General features: G+C 53.5%; 15 protein-coding genes and 1 pseudogene. 10 read left to right on the top strand and 6 right to left on the bottom strand.

Going from position 1 to position 21,382, the window contains the following annotated elements; all coding sequences use genetic code 11:
• Positions 1-1,160: 1,160 nt before the first annotated feature.
• The 4 genes from AC3CHX_RS31380 (at position 1,161) to AC3CHX_RS31365 (ending at position 8,521) form a co-directional block, all read left to right on the top strand.
• Positions 1,161-1,850: an AAA family ATPase gene (locus AC3CHX_RS31380; RefSeq protein ID WP_488645109.1), complete on the top strand. Its 690-nt coding sequence runs from the start codon at positions 1,161-1,163 to the stop codon at positions 1,848-1,850.
• Position 1,851: 1 nt separating this feature from the next.
• Positions 1,852-3,063: a ParB/RepB/Spo0J family partition protein gene (locus AC3CHX_RS31375; RefSeq protein WP_488645108.1), complete on the top strand. Its 1,212-nt coding sequence runs from the start codon at positions 1,852-1,854 to the stop codon at positions 3,061-3,063.
• A 2,641-nt stretch (positions 3,064-5,704) separates the two neighbouring features.
• Entirely contained in the window at positions 5,705-7,090 is a 1,386-nt protein-coding gene (locus AC3CHX_RS31370; protein WP_488645107.1) for a replication initiation protein, read from the top strand.
• Between the two features lie 405 nt (positions 7,091-7,495).
• Complete coding sequence (locus AC3CHX_RS31365) at positions 7,496-8,521, top strand: tyrosine-type recombinase/integrase (protein WP_488645405.1); 1,026 nt, start codon at positions 7,496-7,498, stop codon at positions 8,519-8,521.
• A gap of 368 nt (positions 8,522-8,889) precedes the next feature.
• Here AC3CHX_RS31365 and AC3CHX_RS31360 read toward each other — a convergent pair.
• The 3 genes and pseudogenes from AC3CHX_RS31360 to AC3CHX_RS31350 form a co-directional block, all read right to left on the bottom strand.
• Positions 8,890-9,162, bottom strand: a pseudogene (locus tag AC3CHX_RS31360) (response regulator); the annotation flags it as partial.
• 302 nt (positions 9,163-9,464) lie between these two features.
• Positions 9,465-9,611 carry a hypothetical protein gene (locus AC3CHX_RS31355; RefSeq protein ID WP_488645404.1) on the bottom strand — a complete coding sequence of 49 codons (147 nt, stop codon included), beginning with the start codon at positions 9,609-9,611 and terminating at the stop codon, positions 9,465-9,467.
• Between the two features lie 16 nt (positions 9,612-9,627).
• Positions 9,628-10,527 carry a LysR family transcriptional regulator gene (locus AC3CHX_RS31350; protein WP_488645403.1) on the bottom strand — a complete coding sequence of 300 codons (900 nt, stop codon included), beginning with the start codon at positions 10,525-10,527 and terminating at the stop codon, positions 9,628-9,630.
• A 230-nt stretch (positions 10,528-10,757) separates the two neighbouring features.
• On the opposite strand from AC3CHX_RS31350, the gene AC3CHX_RS31345 reads away from it, so the two are divergent.
• The 4 genes from AC3CHX_RS31345 (at position 10,758) to AC3CHX_RS31330 (ending at position 14,158) form a co-directional block, all read left to right on the top strand.
• Complete coding sequence (locus AC3CHX_RS31345; RefSeq protein WP_488645402.1) at positions 10,758-11,711, top strand: 2-hydroxyacid dehydrogenase; 954 nt, start codon at positions 10,758-10,760, stop codon at positions 11,709-11,711.
• Positions 11,712-11,916: 205 nt separating this feature from the next.
• Positions 11,917-12,447 (top strand): hypothetical protein, encoded by a 531-nt coding sequence (locus tag AC3CHX_RS31340; RefSeq protein WP_488645401.1) that lies wholly within the window; start codon positions 11,917-11,919, stop codon positions 12,445-12,447.
• On the top strand, positions 12,434-13,807 hold the full coding sequence (locus AC3CHX_RS31335) for an MFS transporter (protein WP_488645415.1): 1,374 nt from the start codon (positions 12,434-12,436) through the stop codon (positions 13,805-13,807). The genes AC3CHX_RS31340 and AC3CHX_RS31335 overlap by 14 nt, the downstream gene beginning before the upstream one ends.
• A gap of 117 nt (positions 13,808-13,924) precedes the next feature.
• Positions 13,925-14,158 (top strand): hypothetical protein, encoded by a 234-nt coding sequence (locus AC3CHX_RS31330; protein ID WP_488645400.1) that lies wholly within the window; start codon positions 13,925-13,927, stop codon positions 14,156-14,158.
• A gap of 426 nt (positions 14,159-14,584) precedes the next feature.
• On the opposite strand, the gene AC3CHX_RS31325 is transcribed toward AC3CHX_RS31330, so the two are convergent.
• Entirely contained in the window at positions 14,585-15,304 is a 720-nt protein-coding gene (locus AC3CHX_RS31325; RefSeq protein ID WP_488645414.1) for a pirin family protein, read from the bottom strand.
• Between the two features lie 187 nt (positions 15,305-15,491).
• Here AC3CHX_RS31325 and AC3CHX_RS31320 point away from each other — a divergent pair, with 187 nt between their 5' ends.
• Positions 15,492-16,394, top strand: a complete 903-nt coding sequence (locus tag AC3CHX_RS31320) for a LysR family transcriptional regulator (RefSeq protein WP_488645399.1) — start codon at positions 15,492-15,494, stop codon at positions 16,392-16,394.
• A gap of 138 nt (positions 16,395-16,532) precedes the next feature.
• Positions 16,533-17,459 carry a helix-turn-helix transcriptional regulator gene (locus AC3CHX_RS31315; RefSeq protein ID WP_488645398.1) on the top strand — a complete coding sequence of 309 codons (927 nt, stop codon included), beginning with the start codon at positions 16,533-16,535 and terminating at the stop codon, positions 17,457-17,459.
• A 42-nt stretch (positions 17,460-17,501) separates the two neighbouring features.
• On the opposite strand, the gene AC3CHX_RS31310 is transcribed toward AC3CHX_RS31315, so the two are convergent.
• Together AC3CHX_RS31310 and AC3CHX_RS31305 are read right to left on the bottom strand one after the other, a co-directional pair.
• Positions 17,502-20,777, bottom strand: a complete 3,276-nt coding sequence (locus AC3CHX_RS31310) for an ATP-binding protein (protein WP_488645397.1) — start codon at positions 20,775-20,777, stop codon at positions 17,502-17,504.
• The gene (locus tag AC3CHX_RS31305) at positions 20,774-21,247 is read right to left on the bottom strand and encodes a response regulator transcription factor (protein WP_488645396.1); all 474 of its coding nucleotides are present in this window, start codon (positions 21,245-21,247) and stop codon (positions 20,774-20,776) included. Before AC3CHX_RS31305 ends, AC3CHX_RS31310 begins: the two co-directional genes overlap by 4 nt.
• Positions 21,248-21,382: the final 135 nt, after the last annotated feature.

Below are 21,382 nucleotides of genomic sequence, written 5' to 3'. Positions count from 1 at the left end.
AACAAAGGAACCAAATCGAGAAGAGAGTGTGTCGTAACGCGCTCCAACTCGCCTTAACGGCTTAATTCTGGCAAAGAGGCGTTCGATTAAATTACGATTGCGGTTCTAGTATTGATTAATTTTCGGTGCTCTTTCCAGCTCGCTTTCGGCGGGATCGCAGCCATGGCATTCTGATTGTCGACACAGGCAAACAACGCATCGGCATGCGTAGGCTTTATCGGCTAAAACTGCCACGGCGTCATCTTTTACCTTTTCAAAATAAACAGATAATTGATTGTCCCCCAAATCCACGGTCAACTATTTTTTCTGCAATAATTTTCTATACGCTTCCAACGGACGTCTCGGAACAATACATATAACATTTGCACTCGGCAAAAATTCAAGAATGGAAAAAAAGCAAAGATGTTAGTAGTCCTTGATTGTTTTTTCGCTTTTGGCATTTCAAATATCAACGAGCCCTTGTGATGCTGTGTCAATTTAAAGCGTGCATATTGTCAACGAAAGGGCCTAACCAATTCCTCTCGGCCCACCACTACGTCAACCGCACGACACTTTCACGCGTGAAAGTAGCCTGTACCAGGATCAAACCTATGCTTTCCTGTTTTTTTACTCGATTGCATTCATTTCAATGCCCCTCATAAATCGATAGTTAGAAAATGTTTACAGTCTTAGGTCATCACCACTTGGAACTGCCTCATGTTTTCAATCAAAGTCGTATGGCGCTAATTTTCTGCTTGTTTGATTCATTCAATAGGTAAGTTGCAATTGGGGACCGAACTACTTTCACGCGTGAAAGTGGGCCAGCGATCAATCAAATCCCCCGGCGAAATGTAGGCAACTGGCGGAATGACCTTGGCCCAACGAATTCTCCCCACGAATAATACTTAGAAATAATAAAACAAATTAATTATCGCAATGCCTGTCTGCTTAAATTTCTTCAATGTGAAGCTGAATTTAGTAGGTATTCTTAAAGCATGAAAGCCAAGGCATCAAATTCCTGATCACGCTTATCATGAAATAATTAGTTGTTTTAAGAAAATTAATAATTATTACTTGCCATACAAACGTATCCTGCTTATTATCCTGTTCGATAGTGTTTTGTATAAGGCGGCGCATATCGCGCCACTTTCACGCGTGAAAGTAGAAAGGAAATAGGCGATATGTCCGCAAAAATAATAACGGTTTTTAATCAAAAGGGTGGGTGTGCTAAAACGATGAGCACCATGCAGTTGGCGGGGGCTTTTGGCCTACGAGGCCTCAAGGTATTCGTTGTCGACATGGATCCCCAGAACACAGCCGCCTTGTGGTTCCACCAAGCCACACCTGAACAACCATTCCCGGCGGAAGTGATGTCAATGGCCCCTCTCAAGGAAGCCTTCCTGGATAAGCTCGGTCCATTGGCCGCGAAGTTCGATGTCATAATCATCGACTGCCCACCCGCACTTGGTTCGCGCGTTCCGTGGGCTTCCCTGGTCGCCTCAGACTTCGCACTGATACCAGTCGCGGCAGTGATGGACAACGTTTGGGCATCCAAACAAGCAGAGGAACTCGTGCTCGAGGCACGACAAGCGCGTGAGAGCAAGGGTATTCTCTCGGAGCTCAAGGCCGCGTATTTGCTCAGCATGGTCAGAAGAGGGAACGTCTTCGAACATTGTCTTGAAACTTTGAAAACTGGCGCAAAAATTCCAATTTTGAAATCAACGGTCGCGATGCGCAATGCCTTTCCCGAATCCCAACTGTTTGGGTGCGTTGCCAAATCGTTCGGTAAGTCGATCGCAGCCTCAGAAATCGACGCTGTCGCCGATGAGGTTGCCAAACTGCTTGATCTCAAATTGACGAAAGGTAAGTGAAATGGCGATTTCGAAAAGAGATATGGGAGCTAGAGCTGCCAAGGCAGCCCAAATGGCCCCGAGCATCGAAGATCGTCTGCGCCACGCGCGCGACTTATCGTCGTCACACCCGGCCGATGACGCACCTGCTCCGCCCGTTGAGCTAATCGAAAATCCTCCCGCATCGGTCACGACAGCAAACCATGCTACCGAAGTGGTTGTCACTGCGTTGGGCGCTCGCCTGGAGATGATCGCGCTGGATCTGATTGACCCTAATCCCTTCAACGCCCGAAAAATCTATCGGACATCGCGGGTAAGCGAACTTGCTGCAAGCATCGGCGCGCACGGCCAGGAGATCCCAGGTGTAGCAACGCCGCGGAATGGGCGCATTGTCTTAGCTGCAGGCCACTACCGACTTCGTGCCCTAAAGCTAATTGGTGCAAAGTCCATGGCCCTGCTGATCCATGAAGGCCTTTCCGACCGCGAACTGTATGCACACAGCTACAGGGAGAATGCCGAGCGCGAAGCACAGTCAGCACTTGACAACGCACTATCCTGGCGCGAATTGCTTGACCAAGGAATTTATGCTTCGGAGACTGAGATCGCTGAAGTCACCGGAATGTCACTGCCAAACGTCAACAAAACGATGGCAGCCCTTCGCTTGTCGCCCACTGTCCTCGACTTTGTGAAAGAGGATCCTAAAACTTACGCGCTTAGCGTACTTTATGAACTTGCACTTTATGAAGGCGTCGCGGGCGAAACTAAGGCCCTGGCCATGGCTAAGCTTGTTGCTGAGAGCGAAGCGGGGCGCAAAGAAATCCAAGAAGCGCGTGCCTTCATCAAAGGCTTAGCGGAATTAAGTTTGTCGCCAAAGATACTTGAGGTCGTTGAGGATGCCCCCAAAGCCTTTGAGATCAGCGTGCTCAAAGAGCTCAACCGTTATGAAGAAGTCGCTGGGCCTGTCAAGGCTCTGGACATAGCCATGCTTGTAGCAAGAGGTGAAGCTGGTCGCAGGGAAATCCAAGAGGCGCTGGACCAAATCGAGTCACCTCGGGAACGCAAGCGTAAAGAGACGTCGCGCCAATACAAAATCCATCGCGAAGACCAACAGATTGGTTCGATCAAGGAATGGGATTCCTCCGGCAAAGTGACGTTCGAAGTCGTACTAACCGACTCGAAGGACCGAGCACTTCTGATCGCGGAGCTTCGTGAGCGCTTCGGCGTGAAAGACTGAAACGCAACATCATTAGGCGAACACCCGCGCTGCATCATCTATTCTATAAAAGGTGAGATTACGCGGGGACCAGTTTATCTTGGTCATGCCTACCGAATCAATCTGCAATCATATTCTCATGGTGAGCAAATACAGGGACTGCCACCCATCATGGTGAGATTCTTCGGGGAGTGACCAGGCTAGCTGTGCAGCGAAACTGCCTTACCGAAGTGCATATCGGTCCCTCAGGCCGACCAAACGGCTTATCAAGGCGATTTCATCCTGCGACAAGAACAAATTAGCCCAAAAACGGGAACAGCACATCGATAGGTGAGCCTCTACAGGGTGTTGGAAGAAGACGCGTGCGCCGAGACTCCAGTGCACCCCCCGGAGCTACTTTACTCGAAAAGCTGAGGATTTCACGGAATGTCTCATACTCGTAAGGTGATCGTCAACGGGGACCTCTGGACCGTCTTTACCTTACAAGCTCGAGTGCCTAAAAAGGATGAAAACTAAGCCTTTGCATTCCAATCGCCCTCAAATTTCTCATTGGTAGTGCGTGCTTACTGTTCTTAAAGCTGCCTTAAATACTAATCTAGCCTGGAAGACCCTTATTTAGTTGCTGGCGCTGCCTAATAAAGGTGAGTCGCTACAGGGACCAGCAAAGGACGTGATCGGCGCTTTCTTCCCAATGGAAGTTCTCAACGCCTACAGGATCCGCTCACGCCAACCCAGGGGACTTAAGCAATTGTGATTGCAAAACCGATCTAGGACCTCTTTTTCTACTCATAGGTGAGTCGCCACGGGGAGCGAGAATCAAATGTACGGGAAGTTAGCGTCTGGTCTGGCCTTACCGGCTGCTCCTTCATAAATTCAGCAAAAGCCGATTGAAATTTAAAGGTGAGCAGCTACAGGGAGTTCTAATGAATGCCCAGGCTCATATTCAACGACGTGGAGCTTTACACGAACCACTGGAGAGTCTATTGGAAACGAAATGGTCCAGCCGATCACATGGACATCAAAAGTCGAACCAAGACCTGGTATTCCTAATTCAAGGTGAGATGCTACGGGGACCATACGTCGAACACCTGCTGAGGCATTTCGTTAAGCTGAAGATGTTTTCCTTGGTTAGTGAGCCTGCCACCGGCTTGCATTCTGATTCTGACGGCTCATAGGGCGCCGCTGCAAAGCTCGTTTGGCATCCCGATGGGGCTCCCCGTCAAACACGGGATGAAGCCTTCTATGAGCCGCAAATCTCGTTCTGACAAGTATTTTCTTCTAATCAAAGCAGAGCAACATCGAAAAACTTGTCGGCAAAGACATGATGAACTCGGATGATGCGCTGTTTCCCAAAATCTGAAGTATGTGGGCAGCCTGGTGCCTAGCAGCATTCGGATATCTTGTTGGCTTGTTTTTTTGTTTTTCAAAAATAGCAGCCCTCGCGCTTTGAGAGAATTTTTAATAAAGAAACCCAAGTTCAAAACCTTAAATACTATTTGAATTCGTGCAAACCTAGCACTGGTGCGGCTTTGCGACCGAGAAGGTGAGCCGCTACGGGAACATTGGTGAGCCTCAACGGGGAGGAAAGTGAGTGGAAGCAGGGAGCTCGGACTTTTTCAGTGAGCTATGACGGGGACCGCAAGTGAGTGAATACGGGGAGCAGAGGAGCTTTCACAGGGACATCATCGAAATACCCTGTGGATAACTTTATTTATTGCTTAAATGTATATTCTTGAGAATTCAAACAAATTTTGGCCGGTGCTTAGACAACGTAGTTGCAACCTCCGGCGACACAACCGATTAGGTGAGCCGATACAGGGAGCACAAAGGCTCGAGATTTGAATAATCCTTGACGAACCACAGAGCTCGAAGGTTGACTTAAATCGATCAGGTACGGTTTGATGCCTGATTGCTGACAATGGTGAGCCTGCGCAGGGAGTATCTAAGGTCAGTTCACCTCCGATCATCGCTTCGGAAGCCTGGAACGTCTCCTAGGCACCCTCAAAATCAATAATCAAGTGCGAATGACATCCTGCAATCCAAAAAGCTAGCCTTAGGTCAGAGCAACTTTTGACAGGTGAGACTGAACGGGGACTAAGCGCCCAATGCCGGCTGCTGATTGACTTCAAGGACCTATCGACAACAAGATGCAACCACGAAGTCAGCTATTGCTGCCAGTTTGCGGGTTGATTTTTTTATCCAACCGATCGCGAAGTGCTTGAGTGAAGTATTGATATAAAAACCCAAGTTCAAAACCTTAAATACTATTTGAATTCGTGCAAACCTAGCACTGATACGCCTTTGCGGCCGACGAGGTGAGACGCAGCGGGAACTGGGGTGAGATTCTTCGGGGAGATAGGTGAGTGAACACAGGGGAGGATGGCCCGGTTAGGTGAGCCACTGCAGGGACCACTGGTGAGTGGATTCAGGAAGCAGAGGAGCCTTTACAGGGACCCGCATCAAGGCTCGTTTAAGAAAAAGGTGAGACGCAACAGGGAGTGTAGCGTGGTGAATGGCAAACGGGCGCGTACCTCACCGTGATAGGTGAGAGTGAATTAAAGTTGATACAAAGGTGAGATAATCTGCGTTATACTCCACACCATTGATTGGGTGAAAGTTATGTTCTCACCTAAGGTGGCGACGCGATATAGGATACCTACCCATGGCGAGAACAAATAAAAAATCGAAAAATACTTCGCTTGCGACGACCGAAACTAGTCCTCCTATGGAGTTTCGAAAGACCAACGAAGCAATCGGTCTGCGCGTGAGGGAAGGTAAGCTTTCGTTGCTCACACGCAAGCTGTTCAATGTGATGATGTATCATGCACAGGAGCAGAGAACGCCAGGGGTCAACGCTCCGATCGACACTGCTGCGGCAAAAAAATATTTCTGGATTCCGCTTTCGGACCTTGCGCGTGATGCCGCCTATGACAGCAAAGACACCGACTTTTTGAAGAAGCAACTCGAAGAGCTGCACAATATCAAGTTACTGATGGAGACCGAACGACAATGGACCAGTGAGCGGCTGGTTTCTTCAGTAACTCTCGTCAATCCACAGGGATTTAAAAAGCATTCCGGCCAAGTCTGGTTCGGGTTCGCCTTTCCGCCAGAGGTACACGAACTGGTCATGGCGCCGGGCACCTACACGCGGTTTAGCCTCCTCTATCAAGGCATGCTTCGGTCGGGGTCTGCTCTCGCGCTATACGAAATTTGCCGGCGCTACGCGACCAATCCGTCGAAGGTGACACTCGTGGAAACCTACGAGCACTGGTATGGTGTTCTCACTGGCAACCCGGTATTGCGCGACGAGTTGCCGGAATACAAATATTTTAAGCGTGATGTCATCAAGACGGCGATCGCCGAAATCAATGCTTTAACGGATATTCAGGTTGAGCTCATCGAGCACAAAAAAGGGCGCCGCGTTGAGCGGCTACAGTTCCGTGTTGAGCACACTAAGCAGCCACAGCTTGGCTTCGCGGCGCCACCGGTGATTGACCTTGAGTTGATGGGCAAGATCATGAAGTTTGGGTTCGCGCAGTTAGAAGCATCCGATTTTATCGCGCAACACAGTGACGACAAGATCCGAACGGCAGTCGCGTTCGTTCAAGCGCGCATTGAGCTCAAAAACAGCGCACCACTGGATTCGCCTGCCGCCTATTTCCGCTGGACCCTGAAGCAGGGCGCTGCAGCGGCCCAGGACTTGCGCATCCAGCAAACGGCGGCAAAAAAGGGCTCGGGCAAAGGGGTCGATGGGGCGACGGTCATGGAGAAATTCTTTGCTGCGCGCGCGCTGGATAGCCTGGCGGTCTACAAGGAACTTGATGATGATGAGCGCAGGCCGATCTTCGAGCGTTTCAAAGAGCAAAACACTAACAAAATGATCAAGCTTGATCATGCCCTCGAAAATGCGACGGCGCGTTCACTTTTCTCGCACTGGTATGCGAAGGAACTGTGGGGGGATCCATCCGTTCAGGACATGGCTAATTTTGTAGAGAAATTTGGCCTCGTCAATAGCTTGAGTACAGTGCGAGTAGTGGGTACCACATAGGCCTCCATACCGATTAAACAAGGTGTCGCGGGCTATGCAGCCCGCCGAATAGCCTTAAAAAAGTTAGACCCCCCAAAAAAATACTATCGATACCGCTGTGCCCACACGCATGGTGGAGGCCAGCGCGATCCGCATAGCTTTGGGCGCGGCTGGCCAAGAGCTCCAGCAATGCAAAATGTCGCTTATTGCAGCTTCGCTTCCTTTCGACCTCCTTGGAGTGAGAGGTCGAAAATACCTGTCTGAATGAGACAGTAGTTGAGTGCGCTTATACCCATGCAACTAACGATCGCTTTCTTGCTGAACAGATTTTTGCTGTTTTGCAGACTTGCAAGAATCCGCTATCGGTTCTACGGAGAATAGGGATAAAATTTCTTTTTATTTGATCGTTAGTTGCATGGTGAAATCATGACAAAAGATTTGTTCGATATCCCCGACATATGGAAGACGGCGCCACTGGTGGCGTTTAAAGGATTTATTGCGTCCGACGAATTTCTGCAGATGAGCATGCGGCCAGGGGAACTCGTAATCGGTGAGAAACCGCGTTACAAAATCAGCAGTAGTTCTAAGATCGTCTACGCGCACATGTTCGGGAATTTCCTTCGCTGGCTGGAAGAGCAGGGCATAGATATGGCAAACGTTACTGCCGACAATCTGCAAGTGTTCTTGGATTTGGGGAATCTCGTAGAGAATAAACTGACCAAAAATTTGAACAGTCTGATACGGCTGCGATATTTACGACTTCTCGAAAAGGTTTTTTCGCACTTGAACACGGCTCACAATCCAGCCCGCAAAGTGGCGCAAGAGATTGGCCGCACAGAGCTCGGTCGCGATAAACCAAAAGCGTATTTGTCTGCGGATCAACAACAGGCATATATGAACGCATTGCTAACACCCAGCGCTGAGGATGCGTCCAATCCGAATGAATGGAATATCCGACGGGATCGAGCGATGCAGGCGCTAATGCTTGGTGCTGGCTTAAAGGTGTCAGAGGTGATTCAACTGCGCACAAATAAAATAGGGAAGATTGATATTGATGGAACTGTGCGCGTGACCGTTGAAAGAATTGGACTTGGGAAACCCCATGACACGCACATCAGGCCGTTTGCAGTAAAAGAAGTGCTAGCCTGGGTAACGGAAAGAACGGCACTGAAGATACCTGGTCCATACTTGTTTCCACCAACCCTGTCGGGAATTGGCAAAAATGGCAGCCTCGTACTCAACAAGGCAACGGTCTATCGCCATGTGAAGGAGACATTGGAACAGGCTGGCATTGAGAAGGAAAGGATGGGAGGGCGCACGTTGCGCAACACCTTCGCAGTGCAGTTACTGGAAGACGGAGCAACCTTGGGTAGCGTGAGCGACCTATTGGGGCATCATGATCAAAGATCAACGCTGAAATATAAGGTCGGCCAACGGAAAAAGCCAAAATAACAGGCACAGTAGTTGCATCAATTTTTGTACGATGACTTGCACAATATTTCCGTAGTTTACATCTGTACGCAGGCGGACGTTGTCTTCAACATTGCACTTCCATATTTTTAGCGCTCGATGGCATGCCAATCTGCGTTCCGGCGGAACCAGTCAGTCATGAAATCGATGAACGTGCTGACCTTTCCTGAGAGATTCAACCGTTCGGAATAAACTGCAAATATGTCTGCGACCGGGAGCGTCCAATCCTCGATCACCTATTGCCAGTGTCCCGATACGCGAAGGGCGTTGGCATCCCATTCGGAACGCAACAAGATCCCAAAGCCTGCCAGAGCCCAGAACAATGCCGTTTCGCCATCGTTGGTGCTCAGCAGCGCGCGCAGCTTGTGACCCGGTTGCGCGGTGATAACAAGGACCGGAAGGTAGTCATCCGTATCGCTTACCTTCAAGGCTTCCATCACCGTGAATCCATCCATGCCGGGCATCTGCAAATCAAGCAGGATCAGGTAGTAACAGTTTTTACTGTGCAGCGCGCAGATCGCATGCGGATCCATCGTGGACGTGTCCGAGGCATACCCGGCGCCGCGCAGCATCTGCTCCAGCGGCAGGACATTGGCCTCCAGATCGTCGCAACCAGGACTCATGCGTTAAATATGGCGGATGAACTGCTCATGCCATGCGCCCTGCTTCAATGGAGCTGATTATTCATGCCTTTTGCAACAGCCTGTTAAGTACGGAAGTTTTTCGCCAGTTTCTTCAAGCGTAGTGACAGGGAATTGATTTGTCATGACCGCAGTCAATTTCTTGGGGAATCCGACCGAATGGAAAAGCATGTCCTGGAAATGTCCTCCATAAATTGATAGGACATGAGTGAAGTTGGACGCATCGAGGGTCCACTCGACGGCATCAAGGTAGCCGAAGCGGTGGCGCTGTCGATGGCGGCGCGTTAGCAGCCGGTCGGTTCGGCTTGCGCAGCCAGATCGCGCCTCTTGGCGCGTTCCTCAAGCTTGCGCTTGGCCTCGTCGAGCACGGCAAGGCACATGAGCCGCCAGGATAGCGGCGACTCCATGCAAGAGAACGTTTGCCAGGCCAATCCCTTGCCTGGTTGGCTACGCCTGCCCAGGCTTGGAAAAATAGTCCTCAGCCATCAGCCGGAGTGCCGTCACCGCTGGAATGCGCTGATCCGGGCGCCATGCCATGACCATCTCTACTGATATGGCATCGTTTCGAATCGGCCGAAACACGACGTTGTCGAAATGAAACCGCTGGGCAGAAGCTGGGACAATGGCCATTCCTAATCCAGCCCTGACCATAGAGATCATGGTGTGCGTTTGGTCAATATATTGGACGAAATCAGGCATCACTTTCGAAGACCAGAACAAGCCCATGATCCGGTCGTGGAAGTATTTTCCATCCTCGGGCGAGTGCATGATGAACGGCTGGCCATTCAGGCTTGGCAGGTCAATGTTCTCGCAATCGGCCAGCGCGTGACGCGCGGGAAGCACCACAATCAGTGGCTCGACTTCAATCAGGAAAGACTCGAGTTTCTGCCGGGAATTAAGCGGACGCATGATACCCAGATCGATCGAATTAGCCGCAAACGCTTCAATTTGCGCAGCTGAAATCAACTCATGTATGACGACATCAATATCCGGTAATGCCTGTTTTGCAGCCGCCAGCAACCTCGGCACGATTTCATGACCCGCCGCACCGGTAATCCCGATGCGTACCCTGCCAGTTTCCCCTCTACTAGCTCGCCGTACGGTATTGGCCGCCTGTTCAGCCAGATTCAGTAGTCGGGTCGCATCAACAAGGAATACCTGCCCCCCTGTGGTCAGCTTGACTGAGCGCTTGGTGCGTTCTAACAGTTGTACGCCCAATCCATGTTCCAGCAACTGGATTTGCCGGGTCAGCGGCGGCTGGGTCATGTTGAGGCGAACTGCGGCCCGCCGAAAATTCAATTCCGTGGCAACCGCCACGAAGCAATGCAATTGCTTCAAATCAAACATTCACTCACCCTGAAATTTCTAAAAAACAAACAAATCAAGCCATTACTGATTCGATTATGGTATCACCTAATTGCAATTAGGCATTGGACTAGCATCACCAATGCATTCATCATCCTTATCTGATTGAACGGCGAATCATGTGCTTACGCTTTCTTCGAGCGACAAGTTATTCAACATGGCCGTGATGACCAACCCCATGCTTCATTGGCCGCAACTAAGGAACCCCAGTCATGAAACCCAGTATTTTGCAGTTGAACCCCATCCTGATTCCCGCCATCAATGAGCAATTGAACACGCTCTATACCGTATCGCGTCTGTATGAGCAGAACGACAAGGAGGCCTATGTCCGCGAGTTCGGCAGCGCGATCCGCGGCGTGATCTCCGGCGGCCACACGGGAATCAGCAACGCGCTGATGGAAAAGTTGCCAGCGCTGCAAGTGGTTGCAATCAATGGCGTCGGCACCGATGCCGTCGACTTGGCCTACGCCCGCAAACGCGGCGTCGCCGTGACGGCGACCTTTGGCGCGCTCACCGAAGACGTCGCCGACCTCGCCATTGGCCTGTTGATCGCCACATGCCGTGGCATCTGCTCAGGTGACCGCATCGTACGCGAGGGTCTGTGGGCTAACAACCCACACCCCGGCGCGATCCCGCTTTCGCGCCGTTTCAGCGGCATGCGCATCGGCATCGTCGGCATGGGTCGAGTCGGGCGTGCAGTCGCCACCCGCGCCGCCGCGTTCGGATGTCCGATCCGCTACACGGACCTGCGCGCGATGGAAGACCTTGCTTACCCCTTTATCGCCGATCTGCAGCAACTCGCCCGCGACAGCGACGCGCTGGTTCTCGCGGCCTCGGCAGACAAGGCGGAAGGCATCATCAATGCCGCCGTCCTCGACGCGCTTGGCAAGGATGGCTACCTGGTCAACATCGCACGCGGCAAACTGGTCAATGAAGCAGATCTGATTGACGCCTTGAGCGCCGGGCGCATCGCGGGTGCCGGGCTCGACGTCTTTGTTGACGAACCGAATGTGCCTGCACCACTGCGCGCAATCGACCGTGTGGTGTTACAGGCGCACCGCGCCAGCGCCACGATTGAAACCCGTACCGCGATGGGCGAAATGGTGCTGGCCAGCCTCGCCCAGGCGCTTTCCGGGCAACGGCCCGAGAACAGCCTGACCACATGAGCCTTTGCCAGGCCATGCCGCAAGGCGAGCCCAACAAGGATGAACAAAATGACTAACACCATGATTCTTGAAAGATACCCCGGCATAAAGCTTGGATGCACCTCAGCGAATTTTGCGAAAGTCTTGCCTGCGATGCCGAGCAGTCCGAAAAGCGCTTGCCGAACTCCCGGCCGCAGTTACCAGGCCTACACCAAGGAGATGGCAGATGAATAGTTCCAGGCTTAAATTACACGCTTGCAAGGGTGTTTTTTCCTGGACGCTAGGCACCGCAGATCGGCGGCAGCAACAAGCAGACGAACTCGCCTTTCTACAATCCGAACGGCAAATTCGTATTGCTGCGCGTGGACGGCAAGACACTGGTCCGGATCGCCTCGATGCCAATCGGCAGGTGGTCGCAAGGCTTGGCGTTTTCGGGCGACGGACGCTCGGTGCTGGTACAGAACGCGGCCGAGCGACAGATTCAAGTCTTCAGCATCAACAACGAACAACTCCAGGATACCGGTCAGAAGCTGCAGTTGAAGGGCGCACCGGCAGCCATGCGTCCGATTGCCACGGATGGCACGAGAAGACCGTAATTCCATCGGAGAAATCCTGCGATATGCCAGCAAAATCACCAGATCAGGGCGGGTTAGCAGGCAAGGCAATTGATAGTTTGCAATTACAATCAGAGGCGCGGCAGGAGACAAGCCATGCTGTTCTTCATCATAACAAGGAAAACAACAATGAATCAGGCTGAAGCAGTTCTTGACAGGATAGAAAAAACCACAACGAAAACGGGCAATTATCGATGGGTAGTCATGGGGCTGATATTTGTCATATGGGCCATTGCCTGCGCCGATCGGGCCAATCTCGGCATCGCCTTGCCGTTCATGAAAAAAGAGTATGGCATCAGCAATACCGAAGCCGGACTGATCATCAGTCTTTTTTCATTCGCCTATGGCGTAGTCCAGATTCCGGCAGGCCTGATTTACAAGCGATTGAGCAATAGGGTGACCGGAGCGCTATTCCCCATTTTCATGATATTCACGTCCATCTTCACCGGCTTGATGGGAACGACCTCGTCGGTGTTCCTGCTCAAGTTTTTCCGCGTCGGCCTAGGACTTTCTGAAGGCCCGCTGGGCATTGGTTGTACCAACATCATTAACCGCTGGTTCCCCGCGAAGGAAAAAGGGACAGCGACAGGTCTCTGGTTGACGGCGTCGAAGCTCGGGCCTTTGTTTGTCCCGCCGCTGTGCGTTGTCGTGATGGAGGTGTGGGGCTGGCGCGAAATCTTCTACGTTTTTGCCATTCCAGGAATACTGTTCTCTGTTATCTGGATGTTTACGGTGACCAATACGCCGGAAGAAAACAAATTCTGCTCAAAAGCTGAATTTGAATACATCCGCAGCCAAGCAGGACTGGTCATTGAAGAAAAAAAGTCGTCGGCAGTGCGCAAGGAATACAAACTGGCGTGGCTGGACAAGTTAATCAGGACCAAAAAAGTCGCGCAACTGCACACCATTCGCCACGTATTTTTCTCCTGGAATATCATCGGGGCGGCTATCTGTTATGGCTGCATGATTGGCATCACCAATATTTTCATGTCATGGATACCGACCTACCTGGTCACTGTGAAGGGATTCACATCCATCAAGATGGGCTTCCTGGCCTCGGCGCCCTTCTTTGGCGCGGTGATGGGAAATCTGCTGGGAGGTCTTGTTTCAGACCGGATGTTGGGAAAACGGCGCAAACCCCTGATGATGCTCAGCGCTTTCGGGACCATTTTCATGATGTTTGCCTTGATCAATGCCCCCGACAATGCCCTGTACCTAGGTTTCACCCTCTTCATGGCAGGCTTGACGGTCAGTGCAGGTTTCGGCGGATATACCGTTTATCCCATGGGCCTGGCCAACAAGGCAATCTATCCGGTCGCTTTCGGCATCGTCAATTCCGTCGGGCAGATTGGTGGTGCATGCGCCCCCCTGTTTGCCGGGATGCTGTTGGATGCGTATAGCTGGACCAGCGTATTTATCTACATGGGTAGCAGTGCCCTGGTTTGCCTTCTAATTCTGTTCAGCATCGTTGAACCAGTCATCGAGGCAGAAAAATCCACTTAAGCGAAACGCTGAGTCACTCGACAAAGGGGCTGCCTGATTGCCTGCGGCCCGATCGACGTTGGCAATGCCAGCGACCCTTTACTGAAGATATACCAACGATTGCTATCAGTGGCGAACATGCGCTCATGCCCGTGTGCCGCCTTCATCGGCTCAGTGGTTGAGTTCCTTCAGGCGCGTGGCCCCTGCGCTTATCAGGTCGCCGCGCAACAGCGCGTCATCGTCCCCGCCGGCAGCCTGATCGAGACGTGGCGCAATCGTCTTGGCGAGCTCGTCGGCGTCATCGCACGCCCTGATCTAGATCGCAATCTCCGGGCAGCATTGGCCCGTCTTTTTTTACGTCCAAATATATAATTCAGAACGTCTCTCCCATCCCCACGCGATTGGATTAAAGAGCCGACCATAACAATCAACTTGATGTAATTGAAATCGGCACCAAAGCCGCCATAGCATATATTGTCTGATGCGGCGTCCCGCCTTCATGCCCAATCCACCCAACTTAAGAGCAGTGTCCATCAACAATGTTTTTGCGTCATGAATTTATGAGGCTTTGGACGTTGCTTTCTTGGTTTTGATTGTCCTGGGCGAAGGCGCGGTTGATGCGCCGCGACGGCGGCAGTTGGGCGTATGGGGCGTTACAAGCTATCGCGGTGCTGTGAATCAACTGCTGAAGAGCGTAGTGCGGGAAATCCGCACGCTACGTTCTGTGGGAACCGGAGGCGGGTGACTGCCTCCGGTCACCCGGTGCGCTGGGTAACCGGCGTCCCTACCGCGACACTTTTATACCGACGGCAATTCATTCGGACGCAAACCGAACACCAGCAGTTCTGCCTTTTTACCATCGGTGAACTTCAGTAATTCCTCGTCGCGAATACGCGCGCCGTCGCCTTCAGAAAATTGTACGCCGTTGACCTTGATGCTGCCGCGAGCCAGGTGTACGTAGGCAAAGCGGCCGTCATCGATCTTCAGTTCGGCAGTTTCTGCACCGTCGAACAGGCCGGCATGGACTTCGACGTCCTGATACACCGACAGGGAACCGTCGCCGCCATCAGGGGAGATGATCAGGCGCAGCCTACCTCGCTTCTCTTCTTCGCTGAAGTGAACTTGCTGATAGCGAGGCGGCACTCCGCGCACGTTCGGCACAATCCAGATTTGCAAAAAATGCACCGGCTCATCCTTTGAGTGGTTGTACTCGCTGTGACTCACTCCGGTACCTGCACTCATCATCTGTACATCGCCGGGACGGATCACCGAGCCTGTCCCCATCGAATCCTGGTGCGCCAGAGCGCCATCCAGGACATAGGAAAAAATCTCCATGTCGCGGTGCGGATGTGCGCCGAAGCCTTGGCTTTTCGTGACGCGGTCGTCATTGATGACGAGCAAATCCGAGAAGCCTTGCTGTTTCGGGTCGCGATAGTGGCCGAAAGAAAACGTGTGGTGCGAGTGCAGCCAGCCGTGGTCGGCGATACCGCGTTGATTTGCTTTGCGAAGTTCGATCATGATGAATACCTTTTTTGATTCGATTAAATTCAGCCATAGTTTTGGAGCGCTGTTTTGCAGATATGGCCTTCTTTCGTGCCTAAGCACGGCATGAAAAGAAGTTTGCGCGTTTCGAATACGCTTCGGATTGAAGGTTTTATGTTCTAATGATCGAAATTTTCGATTAAGTCCCGGCGGGAGAATTGCAATGCTCAAAATCAGTCTGGAAGCCGTTGAGCTGGTGGACGCCATTGACCGTTACGGCTCCTTCGCCGCCGCATCCGAGCGGCTGCACAAGGTGCCCTCGACGATTTCGTACGCCGTCAACAAACTGGAGGAGCAACTTGGTTTTGCCCTGTTCGTCCGGCAAGGGCAGCGTGTTCATCTCACTGCGGCCGGACGGGAGCTGCTACGGGAAGGCCGGTGGCTGGTCATCGCTGCGGCTGAGCTGGAGTCGCGCCTGCGGCAAATTGCCACCGGCTTCGAGTCCGAGTTTCGTCTGATGCATGACTCGCTCATTCCCACCGCCGCCTTCACAAAGGACATTTGTGCTTTTGAGGACCTGCACTGCGGCACCCGGCTGCGCGTCGCCTGCGAGACCTTGATGGGTACCTGGGAGGCCTTGCGCGACGGGCGCGCGGATATCATCGTGGCCGCTGGCGACGGCCCCGCGGGCGGCGGCTACCGGGCAGTCGAGGTCGGTAAGCTGGCATTTGTTTTTTGTGTGGCGCCCACGCATCCCCTGGCCAGGCTGCGTCGCCCCCTGACGCGGGCGGACCTGCTGGAACACAATGCGATCGTGGTCGGAGACGGTGCGCGCACCATGTCGGATAGGACCATTGGCCTGCTGGCCGGGCAAAAGCGTATTACCGTGCCCTCAATGTCGGCCAAGATTGCCTGTCAGGTCGCCGCAATCGGTCATGGATTTCTGCCGCGCGCCTGCATCCGCAAGGAACTGGCAAGCGGCGCTTTGGTAGAAGTGCCGTCCGAAGAGTCGCGGCCAGACGAGTCCTTCTGGCTGGCATGGAAGCCGGAGGCGATGGGCGAGGCGAAAAAGTGGTGGCTGGAGCGTCTGCAAAGACAGCTGATACCGGATATCCTGCTGCACTGAGGAAAAAATGCCGTTGGTGCAGCCGGTCCGCGTACAGGAATTGGTCTTGCTTGTTTTTACTGTGAGCGCGGTGAAATGACGATACATCATCATCCTTCATTGGCCGGCGAGTTTTACATCTTAAGAAAGGTCCGAACCATGCAAGCTATTTCTACCGAAGGCGCGATTTCTTCTCCGGCCACTGCGGTCCGGACGACAGATTCGCTGGGGTGCATTGCCAGCAAACTGCACAAGAACCAGGAACTGCGCGGCGGCGGCATCACTTTCTATCGCAAGCATACCGAAGATGCGCACACTTCTCAGGTGGCCACACCGGCGTCGGATCGCGGTTTTCTGGTTGGCATATCGATGTCCGATGGGCATCGTCGCAGTATCTTTCAGGGCAGGCACGCGTCGCGGCATGATTTCACAAAGGATGCCGTATACGTGCGCGACTTTTCTGAAGACTACCGGGCCGATCTGCACGGGCCTTTCGATTTTTTGCTGTTTGAACTACCCGGTTTCTTTCTGGAGCGCGTCGGCGAAGGGGCACGGGGTGCGCGCGTGAGTGGCCTGAAGTCTGTTACGGGCCAACGCGATCCCGTGCTCGCGCATCTCGCACAAGCGCTGGCGCCTGCGCTGGCCCGTCCGCGCGAGGCCAGCATGTTGTTTGTCGATCAGTTGGGGACGGCCATCGGCACCTACCTGATTCAGACATATGGCGGTGCAGCGGTCACGATGCAGGGCAAGAGCAGGGGGCTGTCGCGGGTGCATGAAGCACGCGCCAAACAGATGTTGATGAGCAAGGCCAAAGGAAATATCTCCATTGCCGAGATCGCGATGGAGTGCAATATGTCCGGCAGCTATTTTTTGCGCGCCTTTCGGGCGACCACCGGGCATACGCCGCATCAATGGCTGCTGATGCAGCGTGTGCAGCAGGCGCGTGAACTTATGCTGCACTCCGACTTGCCTCTGGCAGAGATCGCCATCGTCTGCAACTTCTCGGATCAAAGCCATTTCAGCCGTGTGTTCTCACAATTGGTGGGGACGTCGCCAGGCAATTGGCGGCGCAACTCACAATGCTGAAAAGAACAAGGAATCGGCCCCGGCACGCCAAGTGCTGAAGACCTACGGCGCCAATGGCAGATCAAACGAGAACGTACTGCCATAAGGCCGTCTGACTGCCGCCTGAAGTCGCCCGCGATGACTCTCGATAATGGAACGGCAAATCGCCAGTCCCATCCCCATGCCGTTCTTCTTAGTGGTATAAAAAGCGTCAAAGACGCATGCAGTGGAGTCGGCCGCAATGCCTTCGCCGGTGTCCTCGATGACGACGGCAATGTGTTTTTCATCGATGCTTGACGAAGATATTGACAGAATGCGCGGCCGTGTCTCTATCTCGGCCATCGCCTCGATGGCATTGATTACCAGATTGAGCAGAACCTGCTGAATCTGTACAAAATCTCCCATGACATGCAAGTTTTCCTGCGTCAGCGAAAGTGCGAGCGAGACTTCGCGGCGCTCGATTTCGCTGCGTGAAATGGCCAGAATATGGCGTATCGCCGCGTTCAGGTTGATCCGTTCGAAAGCCGGCTCGGTGTTGCGCGTCAGACTTTGCAGGCTTTGAATCATGTCGCCGGCGCGCTGTCCTTCGGTGACGATGTCGTGCAGTCCGGCACGTGCATTTTCCAGATGCATGGGATCCCGGTCCAGCCAGCGTAAGCTGGCGCCTGCGTTCGACACGATGGACATCAGCGGTTGATTGATCTCATGCGCGATCGAGGCGGTGAGTTGACCGACGGTGGTCGCGCGCGAAACCCGGGCCAGGTCGGCCTGGGCAGCCCGCAACGCATCTTCGGCCTGGCGTCTGCTGGTGATATCGGTCGCGGTGCCGACATATTCGGTGAATTTTCCATCGACGTAGAATGGTTTGCCGATGCCCGAAATATAACGAACTTCACCGTTCTTCCGGCAGATCCGATGCTCCACCCGGATGGTGCCGCCCGCGGCGACGGCAGACTCAACGGTGTCGAGCACGGCCTTGCGATCGTCCGGATGCAGAAGCGCCGAAAATTCTTCATATGAGATGGATTCCTTGCCCGCTTCCAGTCCGTATATGCCGCAAAGTTCGGCGGAACAAAACATCAGGCCCTCTTTCAACAGATAGCGCATGCTGCCGGTATGGTTGAATTGTTCGCCCAGCACGAGCGAGATCTGGCTTGCTCTCAATGCGCTCTCGGCTGATGTGCGCTGTGCATTCTCCGCCAGCAATGCCACATACAGCCGCGCTGTCTCCAGCGAGATGGCGGCCTGCGACGCCAGCAATTGCAATATCTGCGTGTGCTCAACGGTGAATGCATCGGGCAGTATGCGGTTTTCCAGATACAGTGCGCCGACTACGCGGGCTTGTTTGAGCATCGGCACACACATGGCAGTGCAACGTCCGACGTGTGCCGCGCGGATATCGCGATCGGCTCGCAATGTTTGCTGCGGGCTGTGGTCACCAGCATAGACCTGGCGGCCGGTGCTGAGGGCCTGATGCAGCATGGCCATCGGCAAATCGTCCTCCGTAACAGGTGCATGTCTCAGGTCGACCGTGATGCCGGACGTGGTCGTGCGCGCGCAAGCTTCGATGTAAGGAAGCTGCTCATCAAGACGAATCAGCAATCCCCGTTCGGCGCCAACATGTTCGAGCGTGACCGACATGATGGTCTGCATCAGCTCGTCCAGTCTGATTTCCTCAGACAAGGCGCGCGTGGCCCGTATGACGCTTTCCAGATCCTTGATGTTCGCTGTTTCAGACGATAACGCAGAGCTTTGGCGGGACAGCATAGATGTCTCTGATTCTGGATAGCGACGCTCAAGTTGCGTCACCAGTCCGTGTGCGCCCCATTTCATGTGAGCGGTGCGCGCCGACTTGAGATGCGCCGCCAGCGAAGTCAGGAAACCTTCCTCCCGACTCACGCGCGCCGCCAGTTCATGGGCGATTGCCGCGTAGTGCCAAAGCTGGTCTTTTTCTGCGCGGCTGATCGCCTGTTCGTAATGGCGGAGCGCTGCATTGAGGTCGCTGTCGAGTCGCGCAATTTCCCCCAGCAACATGGTCGTCTGAATTGAGAAAACCGACGCATTGGCAACGCCTGGGCTGCAGAGCTTCTCGCAGTATTGTTTCAGCGCGAGCAGTCGCTGCTCTTTTTGCGCAGCCGGCACGTCGCCGCCTGCGAGGATAAGTGCATTGAAAAAATCAAATTCCGGCAGGTTCGACAGTGGTTCTGTTGCGCTGTCCTCGGTACTCTCTTCATCCATGATGGCCAGGCATGCTGCTGCTTCAGCGTACTCCCCGGCGTGATAATGCAGGATGGCTTTGTACATTCGGTTCGAGTGCATGCCGGTCGCCGGTGATGAAGGCTGAGCATCTCCGGCGTCATGCGAAGTGAACAATGGTGTTGAAAAAATGTCGCCCACGGAGGCTGCCGCTGATTCTGCGCACAACGCGCGTTGGCAGTTACCCAGATCGTTGCGCAGTTGCGCTGCGCTCTGATATCGCCGGTCGGGATCTTTCTCCAGCAGGCACATCACCATGCGAGACAATGTCTCCGGCACATTTTTACTCAGCAGATGCGGCGCGACGGCTTCGGACGCGATATGGAAGTGTATCCATTCGGCAGCATCGCTCTCGACGCCACTGACGCCGAAGGGCAGATACCCCGTCAACAGCCGATAGAAGATGACGCCAAGCGAATACAAATCACTGCGTGTATCGATGTAACGCTGAGTCCGCCCGCTGTGCTCCGGAGACATATAGGGCAGGTCGCCGCGGAGAAGAGCAATGACGGCGTCGTCATTGGCGGATTCCGACATGGCGGCTGCGGCAAGGCCGAATCCTCCGATTCTGACCCGATAATTTGGCTCTTCGTTCAAGGCATGATCGATGTTGACGAAAAAGCAGGCCGGATTGATGTTCCTGTGAATCAGGCCATCGGCATGCATGCATTCCAGGACATGGCTCAGTTTTTCCGCCAGTTTGACAAAGCACGCGGTCGTCAACGCGTGAGGCGCAAGTTTTTCCAGCGAAATGATGTCGGCGTCATCGTATAAGAGCACCATTGTGTCTGCGCCGATGACAGAGCCGACTGGCTTGATCGCCCAGGCATCGTCCATGTGGCCGTGCAATGCGAGTTCATTTCTTAACTGGCAGGAGGCCTCGGAGCCGACTTCGTCGGATCTTGCTCTGGCGATCGTTCGGGGACGCGATTGCGAATCCGAGCGCCACGCGCGTAAGTAGGCGACAGCACCGGTGTCACTCAGGGGCGCATAAAAGTAATCGGTGAGACGAAACCGCAGCTCGGCATCATCGGCCGGCGGTATTGCCGTGCTTTCCATGAATAGCGCGCGCAGCTTGTTCACTCTTGTTCTCCGGAAGCTATCGTTACGCGTCTGACCTGGGTCAGCAAGGTATCGGCGTTGATCGGTTTTCTTAACAATGCCACCGCGCCCAATTGGGCCGCACGTTCTTGCGCGGCACGGGAGCTGTGGCCGGAGATGAAGATGACCGGAAGGCTGACGCGCAAACTGATCAGGTGCTCTTTCAGCTTGAAGCCGCTCATGGCTTTGAGTGTGACATCCAGGATGGCACAGCTGGCCGCATGCAGGCAGTCGCTCGCGAGGAATGCTTCGGCAGAATCGAAACTGCGCGTCTCATAGCCGGCGGAATGGAGCAAATTGCTCAAGGCAGCCCTGACGGACTGATCATCGTCAATGACAGAGATCAGATATTGCGATGCCAGGTGATGCTCCCCATTGCACATAGTGTCCCGCCAATAGCTGACTTGTCCGGCGATGCGGATCGCATGGTGCGTTCCGATGCGCGGAAACATGAATTCTGCGTTTCACAGAATTCTTTTGGAAAAGCACGATTGTAGCGGCAAACGGCAGAAGGAAAAGCGTCTTTCAGTCTTCGCCGATCTCGCGCAATCGTGCGGTTTTATATCCGGACCACCTTGTCGGGAAAG

The organism is Glaciimonas sp. OK215 (assembly GCF_057787885.1).
This window is presented reverse-complemented; position numbering and strand designations above follow the sequence as displayed.